Source organism: Paraburkholderia caballeronis, assembly GCF_900104845.1.
Classification (GTDB): domain Bacteria; phylum Pseudomonadota; class Gammaproteobacteria; order Burkholderiales; family Burkholderiaceae; genus Paraburkholderia; species Paraburkholderia caballeronis.
On sequence record NZ_FNSR01000001.1, the window covers coordinates 288,749 to 311,054 of the forward strand.

Here is a 22,306-nt window from a genome sequence, read left to right on the forward strand (position 1 = left end):
GTCCACAGCGCCGGTTACGGCTCCAGCAAGGATGCCCCTGCGAAGGGCTTCGGCATGAAGCCGACCGGCCGGTGTTTAGTGTCCGCTCACACTCGATACCGAACCACATCCGTGTTGAAACCGTTGAACGCATTGTGGGCGAATTGAGATAGGTGCGCGGTAACAAAGTGTTTCAGGTTGTAACGCCCGCCAGACAAGGCTCCGGGGGATTTTTTGCCATCCTGATCATTAAATGAAAGTCAGATTTACCGTATTCGTTCGACCATTGAAGCGTTAAAAGCCGCGTCGCAATTCGCATTGCATCGACGGAATACGCTGCATCAGGGACCTGCGTAAAACGCCAGTCGGCCGGACGGCCAGTCGAACGTGCGATGCGGTCCGCATCGCACGCCGCATCGCTTGCATGCAGTGCAACACCGGCGGATACATCTGCGGCCGGTTACCGCTGTAATGGGCGGTGAGCCGCGCTCACTTCAGCCACTTGTCCGAGATCGTCTGGTACTCGCCGGTGGCCCGCGCGAGATGCAGCCATTGATCGACGTACTGCTGGAACACCACGTCGCCGCGCGGCACCATCCATGCCTTCTCGCCGTACTGGAACGGCTGCTCCGGATGAACCGCGCATAGACCCGGATTCAGCTTCTGCTGAAGCAGTGTTTCCGATGCGTCGGTCACCATCACGTCGGCGTTGCCGGTGAGGATCTGCTTGAACACCGTCACGTTGTCCGGGTACACGGTGAGATTCGCGTGCGGGAAATACTGGCGCGCGAAGCGTTCGTTCGTGCCGCCGGGATTCACGATCACGCGCGTCGACGGCTGGTCGATCTGCGCGACCGTCTGATATTTGCCGACATCCGTGCAACGCACGATCGGCGTCTTGCCGTCCACCTGATACGCGTCGGTGAAGAACGCGCGCTTTTGCCGGTCGAGCGTCGTCGAGACGCCGCCGACCGCGACGTCGCACTTCGCGACGAAGTCGTTCAGCAGATTCGACCACGACGTCTTCACGAACTCGGCCTTCACGCCGAGCGACTTCGCGAGCGACTCGGTCATGTCGATGTCGATGCCTTCGAATCCGCCGTCGCGGTAATACGAGTACGGCTTGTAGTCGCCGGTCGTGCACGCGCGCAGCGTGCCGCGCGCGATCACTTCGTCGAGCCGCGACGGCGTCGCGGCGGGTTGCGTCGCCGCGGCGGCTGCCTGCGCGGTTTGCGCCGACGCGGCGCCCGCCGCCCCCAGCATGCCGGCTACGGCGATTGCGACGGTTACGGCCTTCTTCATCGAGTCTCCTCCGTGATGTGTCATTGGTTTGCAAACGGAACGGCAAACGCCGTCGATGATAGCCCGCGCATGCTGCGCGGTTAACGCGCATCGACCCCAATCCGTGCGCGCGCATGCATCGACGGCGCCCGCCGCGCGGCTTCGCGCGCCCGCTCCGGTAAAATGCCGCTTTGCCCTGACGCGCCTTCGCGACCCAGAACGTGGCTCACACTCTCCTGAACGACACCTTCCTGCGCGCGCTGCTGCGCGAGCCGACCGAGTACACGCCGATCTGGCTGATGCGCCAGGCCGGGCGTTATCTGCCCGAGTACAACGCGACGCGCAGCCGTGCCGGCAGTTTTCTCGGTCTCGCGAAGAATCCGGACTACGCGACCGAAGTCACGTTGCAGCCGCTCGACCGCTTCCCGCTCGACGCCGCGATCCTGTTCTCGGACATCCTGACGGTGCCCGATGCGATGGGGCTCGGCCTCGATTTCGTGGCCGGCGAAGGGCCCAAATTCGCGCGCCCGGTGCGCACCGAAGAGGACGTTGCACGCCTCGCGGTGCCGGACATCGACGCGACGCTGCGCTACGTGACCGACGCGGTGCGGCAGATCCGCCGCGCGCTGACCGATGGCGAAGGCCGCCAGCGCGTGCCGCTGATCGGCTTCTCGGGCAGCCCGTGGACGCTCGCGTGCTACATGGTCGAAGGCGGCGGCTCGGACGACTTCCGCACGGTGAAGTCGATGCTGTACGCGCGCCCCGATCTGATGGAGCGGATTCTCGACGTGAACGCGCAGTCGGTCGCCGCGTACCTGAACGCGCAGATCGACGCGGGCGCGCAGGCGGTGATGATCTTCGACACGTGGGGCGGCGCGCTCGCGGACGGCGCGTACCAGCGTTTCTCGCTGCGCTACACCGCGCAGGTCGTCGCGGCGCTGAAGCGCGAGCACGACGGCGTGCGCGTGCCGGTGATCACGTTCACGAAGGGCGGCGGACTGTGGCTGGACGAGATCGCGGCGACCGGCGTCGACGCGGTGGGTGTCGACTGGACCGTGAACCTGTCGAAAGCGCGTGAGCGAGTCGGCGGCCGCGTCGCATTGCAGGGCAATCTGGATCCGACCGTGCTGTTCGCGCCGCAGGACGCGATCCGCGCGGAAGCGCGCGCGGTGCTCGACAGCTTCGGCCCGCATCCGGGCCACGTATTCAACCTTGGCCACGGCATTTCGCAGTTCACGCCGCCCGATAGCGTCGCCGCGCTCGTGGATGAAGTGCACCGTTACAGCCGTGTGTTGCGCGCCCCCGGAGCGTGACAGTCTTGTTGCAATGCAGCGGACTGGGCTCTGCGCATCAGGGTCCGGACAGGCCTTCAAGGCCATCCAGACGCCATCCCACGGTTGTCAAGACTTGACTTATGCACACTTGTCTCGTTGCGGCGCGCAAGACCGATTTTTGTCCGCAACCCGGTTCCGGAATTGACTTCGAATCAATCGGACCCTTGACAGGTAAGGCTTTCGCCGCTCCAGCCCGCAGTGTGCGGTATCCCACGAAGCGCCGCCGCGCCGCCGTTTGCGGCGCGTCTGGCGGAAGTTCTCAACAAAGTTATCCACAGAGGGACAGGTTGAGGGACGGATTGTTCTGCGGAATCCAAAACTTAGCGGCGAAAGTGAAGTTTTACTTTAAGTGCGCGCGTATGAGGTATACCGCACCGACCCGACGATGGACGCGCGCATGACCGGCCTGTTCGTGCGGGTCGCGCTCGACCATCCGCTGCCCGCCCTCTACGACTACCGCTACCCGGCCGACGCCGCGCCGCCGTCGCCCGGCATGCTGGTGCGCGTGCCATTCGGCCGGCGCGACGCGGTAGGGCTGATCTGCGAAGTGACCGCTCACAGCGACGTGCCGGCCGAACGGCTGAAGTCGGTCGAGGCGGTGTGCACCGCGTGTCCGCCGTTGTCCGAACCCTGGCTCGCGCTCGCGGCGTTCGCGGCCGACTACTACCAGCGCGGGCTCGGCGAAGTCGCGTTGCCCGCGTTGCCGCAGGCGCTGCGCGATCCGTCGCGCTGGGCGCGGCTGCTCGCGCCGCAGGAGCGCTACCGGCTGCTCGCGGCGGGCCGCGACGCGCTGCCCGACGCGCTGCCGGCGCGCGCGCAGGCGCTGCGGCGTCTCGCGGCGGCGCTCGTGGAAACCGGCGAACTTGATCTCGCGGACGCGCGCGCGCTGCATCCGAAAGCAGTCGCGACGCTCGACGCGTGGCGCGAAGCGGGCTGGGTCGAGCATCGAGTGATCGAATTCGGCGCGGCGGCGGGCTCGCCAGCCGCCAATGCAGCCGGTGCGGCCGACGACGCTGACGGCATCGCCGTCAGCGTGCCGACGCTCAGCGACGAACAGGCGGACGCCGTCGAGGCGATCGCCGCCGCGCGCGGCTTCGCGCCGTTCCTGCTGCACGGCGTGACCGGCAGCGGCAAGACCGAGGTGTATCTGCGCGCGCTGGCCCGGCTGCTCGATCGCGAGCCGGATGCGCAGGCGCTGGTGCTCGTCCCCGAAATCAACCTGACGCCGCAGTTCGAAGCCGCGTTCCGCGCGCGCTTCGCGTCGCTCGCCGACGACACGATCGTCACGCTGCACAGTGGCCTCGCGGAAGGCGAGCGCGCGCGCAGCTGGCTTGCCGCGCACACCGGGCGCGCGCGGATCGTGCTCGGCACGCGGCTCGCGGTGCTCGCGTCGCTGCCGCGCCTCGCGATGATCGTCGTCGACGAGGAGCACGACCCCGCGTACAAGCAGCAGGAAGGGCTGCGCTATTCGGCGCGGGACCTCGCGGTGTGGCGCGCGAAGCAACTCGGCCTGCCGGTCGTGCTCGGCTCCGCGACACCGTCGCTCGAAAGCTGGTGGCAGTCCGAGCAGGGCCGTTACCGGCGGCTCACGCTGTCGCGCCGCGCGGTCGCGGATGCCGTGCTGCCGGCCGTGCGGCTGATCGATCTCGAAGAGGAACGGCGGCGCGGCCGCGCGTCGTTCGAAGGGTTGTCCGGACCGCTGGTCGCCGCGTTGAAGGCGCGCGTCGAGCGCGGCGAGCAGAGTCTCGTGTTCCTGAACCGGCGCGGTTACGCGCCGGTGCTGTCGTGCGACGCGTGCGGCTGGGTCGCCGGCTGCCCGCGATGCAGCGCGTACGTGGTGCTGCACAAGCCCGAACGCACGCTGCGCTGCCACCACTGCGGATGGGAGTCGCGGATTCCGCGCGCGTGTCCGGATTGCGGCAATGTCGATATCGCGCCGATGGGGCGCGGCACCCAGCGCGTCGAGGAGGCGCTCGCGACCGCGGTGCCGGGCGCGCGGGTGCTGCGCATCGACGCGGACAGCACGCGCCGCAAGGGCAGCGCGCAGGCGCTGTTCTCCGACGTGCATGCGGGCGAGGTCGATATCCTGGTCGGCACGCAGATGATCGCGAAAGGACACGACTTCCAGCGCGTGTCGCTGGTCGGCGTGCTGAACGCCGACAACGCGCTGTTCTCGCACGACTTCCGCGCGGGCGAGCGGCTGTTCGCGCAGTTGATGCAGGTGAGCGGCCGCGCGGGCCGCGCCGGGCTGCCGGGCGAGGTGCTGGTGCAGACGCGTTATCCGCGTCATGCGCTGTATCACGCGCTCGCGCGGCACGACTACATCGGCTTCGCGAACGCGCAACTGGCCGAGCGGCGCGACGCGCACCTGCCGCCGTTCGTCTATCAGGCGCTGCTGCGCGCCGAGGGACGCACGCTGGAAGCGGCGCTCGCGTTTCTGCAGCAGGCCGCCGACGCGCTGGCGGGCATTCCCGCGGCGGAGCGCGTCACCGCCTACGACGCGGTGCCGATGACGATCGTGAAGGTGATGAACGTGCATCGCGCGCAACTGCTGGTTGAAAGCGCGTCGCGCGCCGCGTTGCAGGCGACGCTGCGCGAATGGCAGCCTGCCTTGCGCGCGCTGCGCGGCGTGCTGCGCTGGAACCTCGAAGTCGATCCGCTCGACATCTAGCCGGCTTTTGCGGCGAACCGCGCGCAACCTGCGGCGATATGGGCGGTTCGGCCGGCCTGTGCCCGGCATGACGCGACGACCTGCGGCCCGCCGCCCCGCGCTGTCCAACCGGCTCGGAATACGATGCCCGCGCAACGTACTGCGTGCGGCCGCCGAAGCCCGCTCGCACTCGTTTTCGCAGCTTCAGTCAGCAACCTGAGTCCAACCCGCCACGAATTCCCGCCAAATCCGCCGCATCACTTTCGGTCATATTGATAGAGCGAAAGATCGTTTCGCGTCGCAAAGTCACTCGACTATATTTCGCCGGATCGGCGCACACCCAACAACAATCTCCGTGCGCCGGCATTTCAACCTCTCGGGGGGGCTTCTGCGATGAGCGACACCAACCACAGCCTGCCGGCGGGCGCCGCACCGGCCAATGCTCCGACGACGCGCACCACGCGCGGCGGCGGACTCTTTTCCACCGAAGACTGGTGGGCCGTCTGGATCGGCCTCTTCGTGATCGTCGTCGCGTGGGCGTTGTTCGCGTCGGGCAGCAGCATCAAATGGCTCGCGGTCGCGCCCGCGAAATGGACCACGCCCGGCGAAGCCGGCGCGAACCTCGCCGCGCATCTGCCGGCGTATGCCGCGCTTTTCGTCGTGTTCGCGGTGCTGTTCGGCGTCAGCGTCGTCGCGCTCGGCCAGCGGCTCGCGCACTTCCTGCCCGCGTTCCTGATCCTGTTCGTCGGCTCTGCGCTGATCTTCACCGTCGGCGCATGGGCGCAGGCGTCGCGCTTCAACCTGGAGCCGCCGCTCGTCGCGCTCGCGGTCGGCCTCGTGATCTCGAACGTGTTCCGCCTGCCCGAATGGTTCCACGCGGGATTGCGCGTCGAGTTTTACATCAAGGTCGGCATCGTGCTGCTCGGCGCGACGCTGCCGTTCACGCTGCTTGTCTGGGCGGGGCCGGTCGCGGTCGGCCAGGCGACCATCGTGTCGCTCGTCACGTTCTTCGTGATCTTCTTCGCCGGCCGCGCGCTCGGGCTCGACAAACGGTTCGCCGCGGTGCTCGGCGTCGGCGGCGCGGTGTGCGGCGTGTCGGCGGCGATCGCGATCGCCGGCGCGGTGCGCGCGAAGCGCGAGCAGGCGTCGGTCGCAATCTCGCTCGTCGTGCTGTGGGCGATCGTGATGATCTTCGCGCTGCCGTTCGTGTCGCGCTCGCTCGGCTTGTCCACCGGCGTCGCCGGCGCGTGGATCGGCACGTCCGAATTCGCGGACGCCGCCGGCATCGCGGCCGCGCAGGCGTTCGGCGACCTGGCGCGGCACGCGAACGGCGCGATCGCCGGCGCGCCGGACGCGTCGCTTCAGGCGTTCACGTTGATGAAGGTGGTCGGCCGCGACATCTGGATCGGCATCTGGGCGTTCCTGCTCGCGATCGTCGCGACGACGCGCTGGGAGCGCGACGAAAGCGGCGTGACGGCGAAGAAGGCGGACGTCGGCGAAATCTGGGCGCGTTTCCCGAAGTTCGTGATCGGCTTTGTGATCGCGTCGGCGCTCGTCACGTGGATCGCGAGCCACTATTCGCTCGCGGACTACCGCAAGGTCGTGACGCCGGAATTCGTCGCGCCGATCACCGTGCTGCGCACGTGGGCGTTCACGTTCTGCTTCTTCAGCATCGGGCTGACGACGCGCGTGCGGTCGTTGTCCGCGACCGGCGCGAAGCCGTTCCTCGCGTTCACGGCCGGCGTGGTCGTGAACGTCGTGCTCGGCTACGTGCTGTCCGCGCACGTGTTCGCGCACTACTGGGACAGCCTGGGTTCGTGATGAGCAAGGTGGCGCGGCGGCGCGCGATGGGGGACGAGGCCGCTTCGGCGGCTTCGTTCGCGTTACCGGAGCAGGCGGCGTGCGAGCATTGCGCGCACCGCGCGGACGACCGGCAGACGCTGGAGCAGCGCGTCGCCGGCCTGATCGTGTTCAGTTCGGGATTCGGTGCGAGCGTCGCGCACAGCCGGCTGTGCACGCTGCACGACCAGCTGGTCTCGCCGGGCGATTCATGCAGCGCGTTTCGCCCGCGCCAACGCTGACCGGCCACGCGCGCCGGCCGGCATCTTCAGCATGACCTCGAAGCGGGCGGCGGCGCACCCGGTCTTTGCGCACGCGGGCCTCACTCGGCGCGCTGCGTGACGCTCAACTCTTCGTCGCGGGCCTGATGGCCCGCCGGCAGGCGCCGTTGCGCCGGCCCCGTCGCGCCGCGGATGAACAGCACCGCGCACAGCGCGCACATCGTCCAGATCCCCGCGATCACCACCATCTTTTCCATTTTCGGCCTCCTTCCCAACCGGCGTCGCCGGCGAACTTCCATGGGCTGTATAACGGCGCGCCGCGCATTTCGATAAGGGCTGTCAAAAAAGATTCTTCCCAGGGAAAACACCGAGTACAACCGCTGCCCCGACGGCGCGGCGCGACCCGCCGCAAACCCGCACGATACAAGGCTCGACGCGTGGTGCAACCAAGGCTCCCGGGAGGTTGCACCTTTTTATTTGGAGGGGTAGGATTCGCCAACTTTTTAGTCAAGGCCGCGCTCATTGCCGGCATGGAAGGAACCATGGCTAGCACCACCCTCGGCGTCAAGGTCGACGACCTGTTGCGCTCCCGGCTGAAAGAAGCCGCCGCGCGCCTCGAACGCACCCCGCACTGGCTGATCAAGCAGGCGATCTTCGCGTACCTCGAAAAGATCGAGCACGGCCAGCTGCCGCCGGAACTCGCCGGCCACGCCGGCACAACCGAGTTCGCGGACGCCGCGGTCGAAAGCGACGACGAAGCCGTCTCGCACCCGTTCCTCGAATTCGCGCAGAACGTGCAGCCCCAGTCGGTGCTGCGCGCGGCGATCACCGCCGCGTACCGGCGGCCCGAGCCGGAATGCGTGCCGTTCCTGATCGGCGAGGCGCGGCTGCCCGCGAACCTCGCGGCCGACGTCGAGAAGATGGCAGCCGGCCTCGTGACCACGCTGCGCACGAAGCGCACCGGCGGCGGCGTCGACGGGCTGATCCACGAGTTTTCGCTGTCGAGCCAGGAAGGCGTCGCGCTGATGTGCCTCGCGGAGGCGCTGCTGCGCATTCCGGACCGCGCGACCCGCGACGCGCTGATCCGCGACAAGATCAGCAAGGGCGACTGGAAATCGCACGTCGGCCACGCGCCGTCGCTGTTCGTGAACGCGGCGACCTGGGGCTTGATGATTACCGGCAAGCTCGTGACGACGAACAGCGAGACCGGCCTGTCGTCGGCGCTGACGCGCCTGATCGGCAAGGGCGGCGAGCCGCTGATCCGCAAGGGCGTCGACATGGCGATGCGCCTGATGGGCGAGCAGTTCGTGACCGGCGAGAACATCTCCGAGGCGCTCGCGAACAGCCGCAAGTTCGAGGCGCGCGGCTTTCGCTACTCGTACGACATGCTCGGCGAGGCGGCGACCACCGAGGCCGATGCGCTGCGCTACTACGCGTCGTACGAACAGGCGATCCACGCGATCGGCAAGGCCGCGGGCGGGCGCGGCATCTACGAAGGGCCGGGCATCTCGATCAAGCTGTCCGCGCTGCACCCGCGCTACTCGCGCGCGCAGCAGGAACGCACGATGAACGAACTGCTGCCGCGCGTGCGCGCGCTCGCGATCCTCGCGCGCCGCTACGACATCGGCCTGAACATCGACGCCGAGGAAGCGGACCGCCTCGAACTGTCGCTCGACCTGCTCGAAGCGCTGTGCTTCGATCCGGAGCTGGCGGGCTGGAACGGCATCGGCTTCGTCGTGCAGGGTTACCAGAAGCGCTGCCCGTTCGTGATCGACTACCTGATCGACCTCGCGCGCCGCAGCCGTCACCGCATCATGGTGCGGCTCGTGAAGGGCGCGTACTGGGACAGCGAAATCAAGCGCGCGCAGGTGGACGGCCTCGAAGGTTATCCGGTGTACACGCGCAAGATCTACACCGACGTGTCGTACCTCGCGTGCGCGAAGAAGCTGCTCGGCGCGCCGGACGCGGTGTATCCGCAGTTCGCGACCCACAACGCGTACACGCTGTCGGCGATCTATCACCTCGCGGGCCAGAACTACTATCCGGGCCAGTACGAGTTCCAGTGCCTGCACGGGATGGGCGAGCCGCTGTACGAGGAAGTGACCGGTCGTGACAAGCTGAACCGTCCGTGCCGCGTGTACGCGCCGGTCGGCACGCACGAAACGCTGCTCGCGTACCTCGTGCGCCGGCTGCTGGAGAACGGCGCGAACACGTCGTTCGTGAACCGCATCGCGGATGAAAGCGTGCCGGTCAGCGAACTGGTCGCAAGCCCGGTCGACGAGGCCGCGAAGGTCGTGCCGCCGGGCGCGCCGCATCCGAAGATTCCGCTGCCGCGCGACCTGTACGGCAAGGAGCGGCTCAACTCGATGGGCCTCGACCTGTCGAACGAGCACCGGCTCGCGTCGCTGTCGTCGGCGCTGCTCGCGAGCGCGCATCATCCGTGGCGCGCCGCGCCGATGCTGGAGAGCACCGACGCCGTCGAAGGCGCCGCGCGCGATGTGCGCAACCCGTCCGATCATCGCGACATCGTGGGCACGGTGGTCGAGGCGACGCCGGAGCACGTGAGCACCGCGCTGATGAACGCGGTCGCCGCCGCGCCGATCTGGCAGGCGACGCCGGTCGACGCGCGCGCGGACTGCCTCGCGCGCGCCGCCGACCTGCTCGAAGCGCAGATGCACACGCTGATGGGCCTGATCGTGCGCGAGGCGGGCAAGTCGCTGCCGAACGCGGTGTCGGAGATCCGCGAGGCGATCGACTTCCTGCGCTACTACTCGCAGCAGATCCGCGACGAGTTCTCGAACGACACGCATCGCCCGCTCGGGCCGGTGGTCTGCATCAGCCCGTGGAACTTCCCGCTCGCGATCTTCATGGGCCAGGTGGCCGCCGCGCTCGCGGCCGGCAACACGGTGCTCGCGAAACCCGCCGAGCAGACCCCGCTGATTGCCGCGCAGGCGGTGCGCATCCTGCGCGAGGCCGGCGTGCCGGCCGGCGCGGTGCAACTGCTGCCGGGCGACGGCGAGACGGTCGGCGCGGCGCTCGTCGCCGATGCGCGCACGCGCGCGGTGATGTTCACCGGCTCGACCGAGGTCGCGCGCCTGATCAACCGCACGCTGTCCGAACGGCTCGACTCGGACGGCCGGCCGATTCCGCTGATCGCGGAGACCGGCGGCCAGAACGCGATGATCGTCGATTCGTCGGCGCTCGCCGAACAGGTGGTCGCGGACGTGCTGCAGTCGGCGTTCGATTCCGCCGGCCAGCGCTGCTCGGCGCTGCGCGTGCTGTGCCTGCAGGACGACGTCGCGGAGCGCACGCTCGACATGCTGACCGGCGCGATGAAGGAACTGTCGGTCGGCAATCCGGACCGCCTGTCGACCGACGTCGGCCCGGTGATCGACGCGGACGCGAAGCGCGGCATCGACGCGCACGTCGCGGCGATGCGCGAGAAGGGCCGCAAGGTCGTGCAGATGCCGCTGCCGGACGGCGCCGCGCAGGGCACCTTCGTGCCGCCGACGCTGATCGAGATCGACAGCCTCGACGAACTGAAGCGCGAAGTGTTCGGCCCGGTGCTGCATGTGGTCCGCTATCGCCGCAGCCAGCTTGACCGCCTGCTCGACCAGATCCGGGCGACCGGCTACGGCCTGACGCTCGGCATTCACACGCGGATCGACGAGACGATCGCGCACGTGATCGGTCGCGCGCACGTCGGCAACATCTACGTGAACCGCAACGTGATCGGCGCGGTGGTCGGCGTGCAGCCGTTCGGCGGCGAAGGGCTGTCCGGCACGGGTCCGAAGGCGGGCGGCGCGCTGTATCTGTCGCGTCTGCTCGCGAAGCGGCCGGCCGGTTTGCCGAAGTCGCTCGCGCAGTCGCTGATAGTGGATGCGCCGGCCGAAAAGGGCGACAATCCGCAGTCCGCCCAGGCTGCGCTGACCGCGCTGCGCGACTGGCTGATCGCTGAGCGCGAGCCGGCGCTCGCCGCGCGCTGCGACGGTTATCTGGAGCACGTGCTGGCCGGCGCGACCGCGGTGCTGCCCGGCCCGACCGGCGAGCGCAACACGTACTCGCTGTCCGCGCGCGGCACGGTGCTGTGCGTGCCGGCGACGGCGACCGGCGCGCGCGCGCAGTTCGCGGCCGCGCTCGCGACCGGCAACCGCGCGCTGTTCTCCGGCCCGGCCGGCGAGCAGCTGGTCGGCGCGCTGCCGGCGTCGCTGAAGCCGTATGCGGCGCTGAAAAAGGGTGCGGATGCGGCGTTCGACGCGGTGCTGTTCGAAGGCGACAGCGACGAACTGCTCGCGCTCGTGAAGGAGGTCGCGAAGCGGCCCGGGCCGATCGTGTCGGTGCAGGGCGTCGCGGCGCACGCGCTGGCGAACGGCGACGAGGATTACGCACCCGAACGGCTGCTGACGGAACGTTCGGTGAGCGTGAACACCGCGGCGGCGGGCGGCAACGCGAATTTGATGACGATCGGCTGAGCCATCCTTCCGGTCGGCTCAATAAAGGAAGCGGCAGGGCCTTTCTCGCCGAAGCCGCTCCATTCATACCTGTACCAAGGAGAAGCTATGCAACACACGATGAAACAGTTGGCAGGCGCGACGCTCGTCGCGGCCATGTCGCTGGCGGGGGCCGCGCACGCGCAGCAGGCGGAGGACGTGAAGATCGGTTTCGCCGGTCCGATGACGGGTGCGCAGGCGCACTACGGCAAGGATTTCCAGAACGGCATCGTGCTCGCGGTCGAGGAGACGAACGCGGCGAAGCCGGTGATCGGCGGCAAGCCGGTTCATTTCGTGCTCGATTCGGCCGACGACCAGGCCGACCCGCGCACCGGCACGACCGTCGCGCAGAAGCTTGTCGACGACGGCATCAAGGGCATGCTCGGCCACTTCAATTCGGGCACGACGATTCCGGCTTCGCGCATCTACGCGAACGCGGGCATCCCGCAGATCGCGATGGCGACCGCGCCGGAATACACGCAGCAGGGCTTCAAGACGACGTTCCGCATGATGACGTCGGACACGCAGCAGGGTTCGGTCGCGGGTACGTTCGCGGTGAAGAACCTCGGCATGAAGAAGATCGCGATCGTCGATGACCGCACGGCCTACGGCCAGGGTCTCGCCGACCAGTTCGAGAAGGCCGCGAAGGCGGCGGGCGGCACGATCGTCGACCGCGAGTTCACGAACGACAAGGCGGTGGACTTCAAGTCGATCCTGACGAAGCTGAAGGCCGCGAACCCGGACCTGATCTACTACGGCGGCGCGGATTCGCAGGCGGCGCCGATGGTCAAGCAGATGAAGACGCTCGGCGTGAAGGCGCCGCTGATGGGCGGCGAAATGGTGCACACGCCGACGTTCCTGAAGCTCGCCGGCGACGCGGCGAACGGCACGGTCGCGTCGCTCGCGGGCCTGCCGCTCGAACAGATGCCGGGCGGCAAGGACTACGTCGCGCGCTACAAGAAGCGTTTCGGCGAAGACGTGCAGACGTACTCGCCGTACGCGTACGACGGCGCGATGGCGATGTTCGCGGCGATGAAGGCGGCGAACTCGACCGACCCGGCGAAGTACCTGCCGTACCTCGCGAAGACCAGCATGCCGGCCGTCACGACGAAGGACCTCGCGTACGACTCGCGCGGCGACCTGAAGAACGGCGGCATCACGCTGTACAAGGTGGTCGACGGTCAATGGGCGACGCTCGAAAGCATCGGCGGCAAGTAAGCCGAACGCTGTTCGTTGTCCCGAAGTAAAAAGCCCCACGGCCTCGCGGCCGTGGGGCTTTTTTGTCGAGGCGTCCGGGGCGTGTTGCGGCTCGTGTTGCGGCGGGTGCTGCTGCGTAATCTGTTTGAACGAAGCGCCCACGGCCACGGCGCCGCGCGGTGCGTTACGCCTCGCCGCGCAGCTTGCGCCCTTGCTCCTGAACCTGCGCGAGCGTCGCGGCCGGCGTGCTCGCTTCCTTCGGCACGCGCAGTTCGATCAGCGCCGGACCGCCGGCCGCGAGCGCGCGGTCGAGCGCGGGCAGGAAACCGGCAGTCTGCGTGACCGTTTCGCCGTGCGCGCCGAACGCCCGCGCGAACGCGGCGAAGTCCGGATTGGTCAGTTGGGTGCCGTGCACGCGGCCCGGATAGTGGCGTTCCTGATGCATCCGGATCGTGCCGTAGTGGCCGTTGTTCACGACGATGAACACGACTGCGAGCCCGTACTGCACGGCGGTCGCGATCTCCTGGCCGGACATCAGGAAACAGCCGTCGCCGGCGAGTGCGACCACCGCGCGCTGCGGATACAGCGACTTCGCGGCGATCGCGGCCGGCACGCCGTAGCCCATCGCGCCGCTCGTCGGCGCGAGTTGCGAGCGGAAGCCGCGATACGCGAAGTGGCGGTGCAGCCATGTCGCGTAGTTGCCCGCGCCGTTCGCGACGATCGCGTCGTCGGGTAGCCGCGCGCGCAGTTGTTCGATGATTTCGCCAAGCTGAACGTCGCCGGGCATCGGGCGCGGCTTGCGCCATTCGAGATACGCGCGATGCGCTTCGTCGGCCGTGCCGGTCCACGCGAACGAAGCGAACGCAGCGGACGAAGCGGGCGGCGCAAGCGCGGCCAGTTGCGCGGCGAACTCCGGCAGGCCCGACACGATCGGCAGGTCGGCCGCATACACGCGGCCCAGTTCCTCCGCGCCCTGGTGCACGTGGATCAGCGTCTGCTTCGTCTTCGGGATGTCGAGCAGCGTGTAGCCGGCGGTCGTCGCCTCGCCGAGACGCGGCCCGAGCGCGAGCAGCACGTCCGCGTCGCGGATGCGTGCTCCAAGCGCCGGATTGATGCCGAGCCCGACGTCGCCCGCATAGTTCGGATGCTCGTTGTCGAACGTGTCCTGGAAGCGGAACGCGACGCCGACCGGCAGTTGCCAGTTCTCCGCGAAGCGCCGCAGGTCGTCGCACGCGGCGCGCGTCCAGCCGCTGCCGCCCGCGATCACGAACGGTTTTTGCGCGCCGGCCAGCAGTTCGCGCACGCGCTCCATCTGCGCGGCGGACGGCGACGCCTGCACGCGCTGCGCCGCCGGCGCGACCGGCATCGGCTCGCATGCGTCGCTCAGCACGTCCTCGGGCAGCGCGAGCACGACCGGCCCCGGACGGCCGGACATCGCGAGGTGGAACGCATGGCTCAGGTATTCGGGCACGCGGCGCGGATCGTCGATCTGCGCGACCCACTTCGCCATCTGCCCGAACATGCGCCGGTAATCGACTTCCTGGAACGCCTCGCGGTCCATCTGGTCGCGCGCGACCTGGCCGATCAGCAGGATCATCGGCGTCGAATCCTGGAACGCGGTGTGCACGCCGATCGACGCGTGCGTCGCGCCCGGCCCGCGCGTGACGATCGCGACGCCGGGACGGCCGGTCAGCTTGCCGGTCGCCTCGGCCATGTTCGCGGCGGCCGCCTCGTGGCGGCACACGATCGTCTCGATGCGCGCGGTTTCGTCGTGCAGCGCGTCGAGCACGGCGAGAAAACTCTCGCCGGGCACGCAGTACACGCGCTCGACGCCCTGTGCGACGAGCGTATCGACGACGAGCCGCGCGCCGGTGGTCGCGTGCTTCGCGCGGTCGGCGGCGTTGGCGGATTCGTTCGGATGCGGCATTGCGTTCAAGTCTCCAGTCGGTTGTTTCGTTGCGAGCGACGCGCGCACGGCGCGGACCTCAGCACTCGACGATGTTCACCGCGAGGCCGCCGCGCGACGTCTCCTTGTACTTCGTCTTCATGTCCGCGCCGGTCTCGCGCATCGTCTTGATGACCGAATCGAGCGACACGTAGTGCGCGCCGTCGCCGCGCAGCGCCATGCGCGCCGCGTTGACGGCCTTCACCGACGCCATCGCGTTGCGCTCGATGCACGGGATCTGCACCATCCCGCCGACCGGGTCGCAGGTGAGGCCGAGGTTGTGCTCCATGCCGATCTCGGCCGCGTTTTCGACCTGCTGCGGCGTGCCGCCCATCACGGCGGCGAGCGCGCCGGCCGCCATCGAGCACGCGACGCCGACCTCGCCCTGGCAGCCGACCTCCGCGCCGGAGATCGACGCGTTCAGCTTGTACAGGATGCCGATCGCGGCGGCGGTCAGCAGGAAGTCGATCACGCCCTGTTCGTTCGCGCCGGGCGTGAAGCGCGTGTAGTAGTGCAGCACGGCGGGCACGATGCCGGCCGCGCCGTTCGTCGGCGCGGTGACGACCCGGCCGCCGGCCGCGTTTTCCTCGTTGACCGCGATCGCGTACAGGTTGATCCAGTCGATCATCGACAGCGGGTCCTGCAACGCGCGCTCCGGGTTGCCGGTCAGCGCGCGATACAGCTGCGGCGCGCGGCGCTTCACGTTGAACGGGCCGGGCAGCGTGCCGTCGGCGGACGGGTTGCCGATCCCGCAGCCGCGCGCGACGCACGACTGCATCACGTCCCAGATCCGCAGCAGGCCCGAGCGGATCGCATCGTCGTCGCGCCATACGCGTTCGTTGTCGAGCATCAGCTGCGCGATCGACTTGCCGGTCGCCGCGCACGTCGCGAGCAGTTCCGCGCCGGTGCTGAACGGATGCGGCAACTGTTCCACCGCCGCGAGCACCTTCGTGTTCGGCGCGCCGGCGGTCACGACGAACCCGCCGCCGACCGACAGATACGTCGATTCGCGCAGCGTCGCGCTGTTGCTGTCGAGCGCGCGCAGCTTCATCCCGTTCGGATGCTCGGGCAGCGCCTGCCGATAGAACGCGATGTGCTCCTTCGGCACGAACGGCACCGGATGGCGGCCGAGCAGCGCGAGCGTGCGCGTCGTGCGGATCGCGTCGAGCCGTTCAGCGATCGTGTCCGGGTTCACGGTGTCCGGCGCGTCGCCGAGCAGGCCGAGCATCACGCCGCGATCCGTGCCGTGACCCTTGCCGGTCGCGCCGAGCGAGCCGTACAGCTCGACCTTCACCGCTGTCGTCGAAGCGAGCAGGCCGTCGCGTTCGAGTCCTTCCGCGAACATCAGCGCCGCGCGCATCGGTCCGACCGTGTGCGAACTCGACGGCCCGATGCCGATCTTGAAAAGGTCGAAGACGCTGACTGCCATGAGAAGCTTGCTCCTGAGGGAACGGGGGGAACGGATCAGCGCGCCGGCAGCGGCAGGCACACCGCGAGCCATGCGGGCGGCGTCGGGGCGAGCTTCAGCGCGACGGGCATATAACGGCCGTCGAGGCGCGCGGCGAGGTGGAACAGTTCGGCGGCGTTCTTCGGGTCCCATGCGCCGGTGTAGCCGGGCAGGCCCGCTTCGCGCCGCCGCACGTCGAACGGCTCGGTCGAGCGCACGAATTCGTCGTGCGTCTTCTGGCCGAGCGCATAAGGCGTGAGCCAGTCGAGCGCGCGCGCGAGCGTCGCGCCGTTGCGCGCGCGTTCGTTCAGCCAGTTGCGGTTGTGGCGGCGCGCGGCGAGCGCGGCCGTCACGAGCGGCTGAAGGTCGTACGTCACGTAGTGCAGCGCGTCGCGTTCGGTGAAGTCGAGCGTCGAGCCGTCCGGCGCGATGTTGTCGCCGATGTGCTCGACGAACAGGCGCTGCGCGGTCGCGATCATCCGCCGGTTGTCGAGCGTGAACGCGGCCATCGCGATCAGCTTGATCCGGTGGCTCTGCCAGTTGTTCGCGAACGTGCCGGTGAGCGGGCGCGGCTGCCCGTCGATCGCCGCGATGTAGCCGTTCGCGAGCTTGTTGATGAACGTCATCGCCGCGTTGCGCGTCTTCACCGGCAGCGCGCTGGCGGTCATGTCGTACGCGAGGATCAGCCCTTCGAAACGCGTTTCGTCGATCGGATTGAAGCTCGGCTGATAGGTGGTGACCCACGCGTACAGGAACCGGTCGACGAGCCGCAGGTAACGGTCGTCGCTCGTCGCGCGCCAGGCGAGCGCCGCGTTGCGCATCAGGTCGAGGTCTTTCTGCGCATCCACGCTCTGGTCGTAGATGCCTTCGTGCGGCAGCGTGCCTTCGGTGTGCAGCCGCGCGAGCGGACGCGGCGCGTCGTTCAGCCGGGCCTGCACCTCGGCGACCAGCGCCTTCACGCCGGGATCGGCGTTCGTGCGCTCGCTCGATTGCAGCGCGGGCGCCGCGCAGAAGTTCATCGCCGCGTGAGCGGCGGGCAGCGCCGCGAGCCATGCGCCCGCCGCGACCAGCGCCGCCGCGAGCGTCGCGCCGGCGGGGCGCGCGCGGCCGTCCCTCGCGGACGCCGCTTCGATTGTTTCCGTTCGCACCATCCGCACCATGCGGGACTCCTTGGTCAGGGCTGACAGGTGTGTGATGGTAACGGTTTGCGGCAGCCCGCGTGAAGCGGATGCCTGCCGCACGGCCGGGTGCGGCAGGACTCAGTGCCGGGACTCAGTGTGACTCGTACTCGGACACCGGCACGCACGAACAGAACAGGTTCCGGTCGCCGTACACGTTGTCCGCGCGGCCGACGGGGGGCCAGTACTTGCGCGCGACGAGCGACGGCAGCGGATACGCGGCCGCCTCGCGCGAGTACGCATGCTTCCAGTCGTTTGCGACGACCACGGCCGCGGTGTGCGGCGCGTGCTTCAGCGGGTTGTCGTCGCGGTCGGCGCGGCCTTCCTCGACCGCGCGGATCTCGTCGCGGATCGCGATCATCGCGTCGATGAAGCGGTCGAGTTCTTCCTTCGGCTCCGACTCGGTCGGCTCGACCATCAGCGTGCCCGGCACCGGGAAGCTCATCGTCGGCGCGTGGAAGCCGAAGTCGATCAGGCGCTTCGCGACGTCGTCGACGGTGATGCCGCTCGCGTCCTTCAGCGGACGCAGATCGAGAATGCACTCGTGCGCGACGAGGCCGCCGGGGCCGCTGTACAGCACCGGATAGTGCGGCGCGAGTTTCTTCGCGATGTAGTTCGCGTTCAGGATCGCCGCCTCGGTCGCGGCCGTGAGGTTCGCCGCGCCCATCATCGCGATGTACATCCACGAGATCGGCAGGATCGCGGCCGAGCCGTAAGGCGCCGCGCTGACCGCGCCGATGCCGTGCGGGTCGCGCTCGTAGCCGGACGAGGTCTGGTTCGGCAGGAACTGCGCGAGGTGCGCGCCGACCGCGACCGGACCGACGCCCGGTCCGCCGCCGCCGTGCGGAATGCAGAAGGTCTTGTGCAGGTTCAGGTGCGAGACGTCGCCGCCGAACTGGCCCGGCGCGGCGAGGCCGACCATCGCGTTCATGTTCGCGCCGTCCACGTACACCTGGCCGCCGTGCGCGTGCACGATCTCGCAGACTTCGCGGACGTTCTGCTCGAACACGCCATGCGTCGACGGATAGGTAATCATGATCGCGGCGAGCTTGTCCGCATGCTGCGCGGCCTTCGCCTTCAGGTCCGCGAGATCGACGTTGCCCTGCGCGTCGCACGCGACGACGACCACCTGCATGCCGGCCATCTGCGCGGACGCCGGGTTCGTGCCGTGCGCGGACGCCGGGATCAGGCACACGTTGCGATGCGCTTCGCCGCGCGACGCGTGATACGCGTGAATGATCAGGAGGCCCGCGTACTCGCCCTGCGAGCCCGCGTTCGGTTGCAGCGACACGGCCGCATAGCCGGTCGCGGCGACCAGCATCTGTTCGAGCTGGTCGATCATCTCGCGATAACCGACGGTCTGGTCGGCCGGCGCGAACGGGTGGATCTGGCCGAACTCGGGCCACGTGACCGGCAGCATTTCCGACGTCGCGTTCAGTTTCATCGTGCACGAGCCGAGCGGGATCATCGAGCGGTCGAGCGCGAGGTCCTTGTCGGCCAGGCTGCGCAGGTAGCGCAGCATTTCCGTTTCCGAGTGATGGCGGTTGAACACCGGATGCGTGAGGTACGCGCTTTCGCGCAGCAGCGCGGAAGGCAGCGTTGCGTCGGCGGGCAGCGCCGCGTCGAGCGCGTCGATCGACGGCACGTCGCTCGCGGACGCGACTTCCGCGAAGATCGCGAGCAGGTCCGCGAGGTCCGCGCGGGTCGTCGTTTCGTCGATCGAGATGCCGACCCGCGTCGGGCTCACGCGGCGCAGGTTGATGCGGCGCGCGGCGGCCGCTTCGTGCAATGCCGGCGTGCGGGTGCCGGTTTCGAACGTCAGCGTGTCGAAGAACGTGTCGTTCACGAGCGCGTAACCGAGCTGCTTCGCGCCGGCCGCGAGCAGCGCCGCGATCCGGTTCGTGCGTTGCGCGATCGTCTTGAGGCCGTGCGGGCCGTGATAAACCGCGTACATGCTCGCCATGATCGCGAGCAGCGCCTGCGCGGTGCACACGTTCGACGTCGCCTTCTCGCGGCGGATGTGCTGTTCGCGCGTTTGCAGCGCGAGCCGCAGCGCCGGGTTGCCCTGCGCGTCGACGGTCACGCCGACCAGCCGGCCCGGCATCTGCCGCTTGAATTCGTCGCGCACCGCGAGGTACGCGGCGTGCGGGCCGCCGAAGCCCATCGGCACGCCGAAGCGCTGCGAGTTGCCGACCGCGACGTCCGCGCCCCATTCGCCAGGGGGCGTCAGCACGGTCAGCGCGAGCAGGTCCGCCGCGACGACGACGTGGCCGCCCGCCGCGTGGATCGCTTCGGTCAGCGCGCGGTAGTCGCGCACGTCGCCGTTCACGCCCGGATATTGCAGCAGCACGCCGAACGCGTCCGCGTTCGCGGCGTCCGCGGCCGGGCCGACCCGCACGTCGATGCCGGCCGGCTTCGCGCGGGTTTTCACGACTTCGATCGTCTGCGGCAGCACGTCGTCGGCGACGTAGAACACGTTCGACTTCGGCTTGCCGATGCGTTGCAGCAGCGTCATCGCCTCGGCGGCGGCGGTCGCCTCGTCGAGCAGCGACGCGTTCGAGATCGCGAGGCCGGTCAGGTCGACGATCATCTGCTGGAAGTTCAGCAGCGCCTCCAGGCGGCCCTGCGAGATTTCCGGCTGATACGGCGTGTACGCGGTGTACCACGCCGGGTTTTCGAGCACGTTGCGCAGGATGACGGCCGGCGTATGCGTGTCGTAATAGCCCTGCCCGATGTACGAGCGGAAAACCTGGTTCTTGTCCGCGAGCTTGCGCAGTTCGGCGAGCGCTTCCGCCTCCGAGCGCGGCTGGGCGAACGGGCCGAGCGGCAGCGCGTCGTCGCGGCGGATCGCGGGCGGAATCACCGCGTCGATCAGCGCGGCGCGCGACGCGAAGCCGAGCGCCCCGAGCATCGCCTGCTGGTCGGCCGTATCGGGACCGATGTGGCGGGCGGCGAAGGCGTCGTGCGCTTCGAGCGCGGCGAGCGAAAGAGGGGTGCGGTTCATCAAGTGTTCCGGGTGTTCGGGCTTCATGGAATTTCCTGCCGGCGCGCGCGGGCCTGTCTCGGACGACGGCCGCGCGGCGCGCCTGTGATGGGGATCAGGCGCCGATCGCCTTTTCGTAGCCGGCGGCGTCGAGCAGCTTGTCGAGCGACGCGTCCGCAGCCGGTTTGATCTTGAATAGCCACGACGTGTACGGCGCGCCGTTCACCTGGTCGGGCGTATCGACGAGCGACGCGTTCGATTCGACGATCTCGCCGCTGACCGGCGCGTAGATGTCGGACGCGGCCTTCACCGATTCGATCACCGCGACCGCGTCGCCGGCCGTCACGGTCTTGCCCGCCGCGGGCAGTTCGAGGAAGACGATGTCGCCGAGGGCTTCCTGCGCGTGGTCGGTGATGCCGACGGTCAGCGTGCCGTCGGCTTCGGTGCGGACCCATTCGTGCGATTCGGTGTATTTCAGATCTGCCGGGATGCTCATTGGATGCTCCTGTGCGTGGTTCGGTGTGGCTTCAGGGAAAGGGCGTGCGCGACGCGCGAATCAGGCGGCGAGCACCTTGCCGTTGCGCACGAACGGCAGTTTTACCACGCTTGCGGGAAGGGCCTTGTCACGGATCTGCACCTGCACGACGTCGCCCGGCTGGACGCCCTGCGGCACGCGCGCGAACGCGATCGACTCCTGCATCGTCGGCGAGAACGTGCCGCTCGTGATCTCGCCTTCGCCGTGCGGGGTCAGCACCTTCTGGTGCGCGCGCAGCACGCCGCCCGCCTTGCCGTTTTCCTTCTGCAGGATCAGGCCGACGAACGCGGCGCGGCAGCCGTTCGCTTCCAGCGCGGCGCGGCCGACGAAGTCGCGCGGCTCCTTCAGGTCGACGGTCCATGCGAGGCCGGCGTCGAGCGGCGACACCGTGTCGTCCATGTCCTGGCCGTACAGGTTCATGCCGGCTTCGAGGCGCAGCGTGTCGCGCGCGCCGAGGCCGCACGGCTTCACGCCCTGGCGTTGCAGCGCGTCCCAGAATTCGCCGACCGCGATGGCCGGCAGCACGACTTCGAAGCCGTCCTCGCCGGTGTAGCCGGTGCGCGCGATCATCAATTCGCCGAACGGCGTCGCGTCGATCTTCGCTGCGTTGAACGGCTTCAGCGTTTCGCTCGCGCTGCGAGTGGACGGCGCGACCTGCCACACGCGGTCGCGCGCGTTCGGGCCTTGCACCGCGACGATCGCGAGGTCGCGGCGCGGCGTGATCGCGAGGCCGAAGCCGCCTTCGTCGTTCAGCTTCTGGAACCACGCGATGTCTTTCTCGGCGGTGCCCGCGTTGACGACCGCGCGGAAGCTGTCTTCCGCGAAGTAATAGACGATCAGGTCGTCGATCACGCCGCCTTGCGGGTTCAGCATGCAGCTGTACAGCGCGCGGCCGGGCGTTTGCAGCTTCGCGACGTTGTTCGCGACCACGTGCGAGAAGAACGCGCGCGCGTTCGCGCCGCTGAAGTCGACGACGCACATGTGCGACACGTCGAACATGCCGGCGTCGGTGCGGACCGCGCGGTGCTCGTCGATCTGCGAGCCGTAGTTGACGGGCATGTCCCAGCCGCCGAAATCGACCATGCGCGCGTTGAGCGCCTGGTGAGCGGCGTGGAGCGGGGTTTTCCTGAGTTCGGTCATGGGGCCTCGGCATCTCCGGAACAGGTCCGGCGAAAACAAAAAGGGCCATGCAGGACGCGCCGCAGGCGGGATGCCTGTGGACGCCTC

Annotated in this window: 14 protein-coding genes; 6 read left to right on the forward strand and 8 right to left on the reverse strand. The window is 68.8% G+C overall.

The annotated features are described in order from the left end of the window. Positions 1 to 468: 468 nt before the first annotated feature. Positions 469 to 1,281: a transporter substrate-binding domain-containing protein gene (locus tag BLV92_RS01280; protein ID WP_090541542.1), complete on the reverse strand. Its 813-nt coding sequence runs from the start codon at positions 1,279 to 1,281 to the stop codon at positions 469 to 471. 200 nt (positions 1,282 to 1,481) lie between these two features. Here BLV92_RS01280 and hemE point away from each other — a divergent pair, with 200 nt between their 5' ends. The 4 genes from hemE (at position 1,482) to BLV92_RS01300 (ending at position 7,325) form a co-directional block, all read left to right on the forward strand. After that, the gene (gene hemE, locus BLV92_RS01285) at positions 1,482 to 2,573 is read left to right on the forward strand and encodes a uroporphyrinogen decarboxylase (RefSeq protein WP_090541544.1); all 1,092 of its coding nucleotides are present in this window, start codon (positions 1,482 to 1,484) and stop codon (positions 2,571 to 2,573) included. 418 nt (positions 2,574 to 2,991) lie between these two features. Beyond that, positions 2,992 to 5,265, forward strand: a complete 2,274-nt coding sequence (locus BLV92_RS01290; RefSeq protein WP_090546743.1) for a primosomal protein N' — start codon at positions 2,992 to 2,994, stop codon at positions 5,263 to 5,265. Positions 5,266 to 5,637: 372 nt separating this feature from the next. After that, on the forward strand, positions 5,638 to 7,065 hold the full coding sequence (locus BLV92_RS01295) for a YeiH family protein (RefSeq protein ID WP_090541546.1): 1,428 nt from the start codon (positions 5,638 to 5,640) through the stop codon (positions 7,063 to 7,065). Then, entirely contained in the window at positions 7,065 to 7,325 is a 261-nt protein-coding gene (locus BLV92_RS01300) for a hypothetical protein (protein WP_090541548.1), read from the forward strand. Before BLV92_RS01295 ends, BLV92_RS01300 begins: the two co-directional genes overlap by 1 nt. A gap of 80 nt (positions 7,326 to 7,405) precedes the next feature. Here the strand turns inward: BLV92_RS01300 and BLV92_RS31955 are convergent, their stop codons facing one another. Next, positions 7,406 to 7,561, reverse strand: coding sequence for a hypothetical protein (locus BLV92_RS31955; protein WP_166676666.1), 156 nt, complete (start codon positions 7,559 to 7,561; stop codon positions 7,406 to 7,408). A 285-nt stretch (positions 7,562 to 7,846) separates the two neighbouring features. Here BLV92_RS31955 and putA point away from each other — a divergent pair, with 285 nt between their 5' ends. After that, a complete protein-coding gene (gene putA, locus BLV92_RS01305) occupies positions 7,847 to 11,776 on the forward strand; it encodes a trifunctional transcriptional regulator/proline dehydrogenase/L-glutamate gamma-semialdehyde dehydrogenase (protein WP_090541550.1) in 3,930 nt (1,309 codons plus the stop codon). 87 nt (positions 11,777 to 11,863) lie between these two features. After that, positions 11,864 to 13,012 (forward strand): branched-chain amino acid ABC transporter substrate-binding protein, encoded by a 1,149-nt coding sequence (locus BLV92_RS01310; RefSeq protein ID WP_090541552.1) that lies wholly within the window; start codon positions 11,864 to 11,866, stop codon positions 13,010 to 13,012. A 163-nt stretch (positions 13,013 to 13,175) separates the two neighbouring features. On the opposite strand, the gene BLV92_RS01315 is transcribed toward BLV92_RS01310, so the two are convergent. The 6 genes from BLV92_RS01315 to gcvT form a co-directional block, all read right to left on the reverse strand. Beyond that, on the reverse strand, positions 13,176 to 14,918 hold the full coding sequence (locus BLV92_RS01315; protein ID WP_090541554.1) for a thiamine pyrophosphate-binding protein: 1,743 nt from the start codon (positions 14,916 to 14,918) through the stop codon (positions 13,176 to 13,178). Between the two features lie 58 nt (positions 14,919 to 14,976). Next, positions 14,977 to 16,365: an L-serine ammonia-lyase gene (locus BLV92_RS01320; protein ID WP_090541556.1), complete on the reverse strand. Its 1,389-nt coding sequence runs from the start codon at positions 16,363 to 16,365 to the stop codon at positions 14,977 to 14,979. A 35-nt stretch (positions 16,366 to 16,400) separates the two neighbouring features. After that, positions 16,401 to 17,543, reverse strand: a complete 1,143-nt coding sequence (locus tag BLV92_RS01325; protein WP_244283728.1) for an alginate lyase family protein — start codon at positions 17,541 to 17,543, stop codon at positions 16,401 to 16,403. 112 nt (positions 17,544 to 17,655) lie between these two features. After that, on the reverse strand, positions 17,656 to 20,592 hold the full coding sequence (gene gcvP / locus BLV92_RS01330) for an aminomethyl-transferring glycine dehydrogenase (RefSeq protein WP_090541558.1): 2,937 nt from the start codon (positions 20,590 to 20,592) through the stop codon (positions 17,656 to 17,658). Positions 20,593 to 20,659: 67 nt separating this feature from the next. After that, positions 20,660 to 21,040, reverse strand: a complete 381-nt coding sequence (gcvH, locus tag BLV92_RS01335) for a glycine cleavage system protein GcvH (protein ID WP_090541560.1) — start codon at positions 21,038 to 21,040, stop codon at positions 20,660 to 20,662. Between the two features lie 60 nt (positions 21,041 to 21,100). Continuing rightward, positions 21,101 to 22,219, reverse strand: coding sequence for a glycine cleavage system aminomethyltransferase GcvT (gene gcvT, locus BLV92_RS01340; RefSeq protein ID WP_090541562.1), 1,119 nt, complete (start codon positions 22,217 to 22,219; stop codon positions 21,101 to 21,103). Positions 22,220 to 22,306 lie beyond the last annotated feature (87 nt).

What these genes read in the sequence shown, in the direction of transcription:
- BLV92_RS01315 (WP_090541554.1), bottom strand. Translation starts at nt 14,918, where the DNA reads ATGCCGCATCCGAACGAATCCGCCAACGCCGCCGACCGCGCGAAGCAC.
- BLV92_RS01295 (WP_090541546.1), top strand. Translation starts at nt 5,638, where the DNA reads ATGAGCGACACCAACCACAGCCTGCCGGCGGGCGCCGCACCGGCCAAT.
- BLV92_RS01310 (WP_090541552.1), top strand. Translation starts at nt 11,864, where the DNA reads ATGCAACACACGATGAAACAGTTGGCAGGCGCGACGCTCGTCGCGGCC.
- gcvH (WP_090541560.1), bottom strand. Translation starts at nt 21,040, where the DNA reads ATGAGCATCCCGGCAGATCTGAAATACACCGAATCGCACGAATGGGTC.
- BLV92_RS01280 (WP_090541542.1), bottom strand. Translation starts at nt 1,281, where the DNA reads ATGAAGAAGGCCGTAACCGTCGCAATCGCCGTAGCCGGCATGCTGGGG.
- BLV92_RS01300 (WP_090541548.1), top strand. Translation starts at nt 7,065, where the DNA reads ATGAGCAAGGTGGCGCGGCGGCGCGCGATGGGGGACGAGGCCGCTTCG.
- BLV92_RS01320 (WP_090541556.1), bottom strand. Translation starts at nt 16,365, where the DNA reads ATGGCAGTCAGCGTCTTCGACCTTTTCAAGATCGGCATCGGGCCGTCG.
- BLV92_RS31955 (WP_166676666.1), bottom strand. Translation starts at nt 7,561, where the DNA reads ATGGAAAAGATGGTGGTGATCGCGGGGATCTGGACGATGTGCGCGCTG.
- BLV92_RS01325 (WP_244283728.1), bottom strand. Translation starts at nt 17,543, where the DNA reads ATGGTGCGGATGGTGCGAACGGAAACAATCGAAGCGGCGTCCGCGAGG.
- gcvT (WP_090541562.1), bottom strand. Translation starts at nt 22,219, where the DNA reads ATGACCGAACTCAGGAAAACCCCGCTCCACGCCGCTCACCAGGCGCTC.
- putA (WP_090541550.1), top strand. Translation starts at nt 7,847, where the DNA reads ATGGCTAGCACCACCCTCGGCGTCAAGGTCGACGACCTGTTGCGCTCC.
- gcvP (WP_090541558.1), bottom strand. Translation starts at nt 20,592, where the DNA reads ATGAAGCCCGAACACCCGGAACACTTGATGAACCGCACCCCTCTTTCG.
- BLV92_RS01290 (WP_090546743.1), top strand. Translation starts at nt 2,992, where the DNA reads ATGACCGGCCTGTTCGTGCGGGTCGCGCTCGACCATCCGCTGCCCGCC.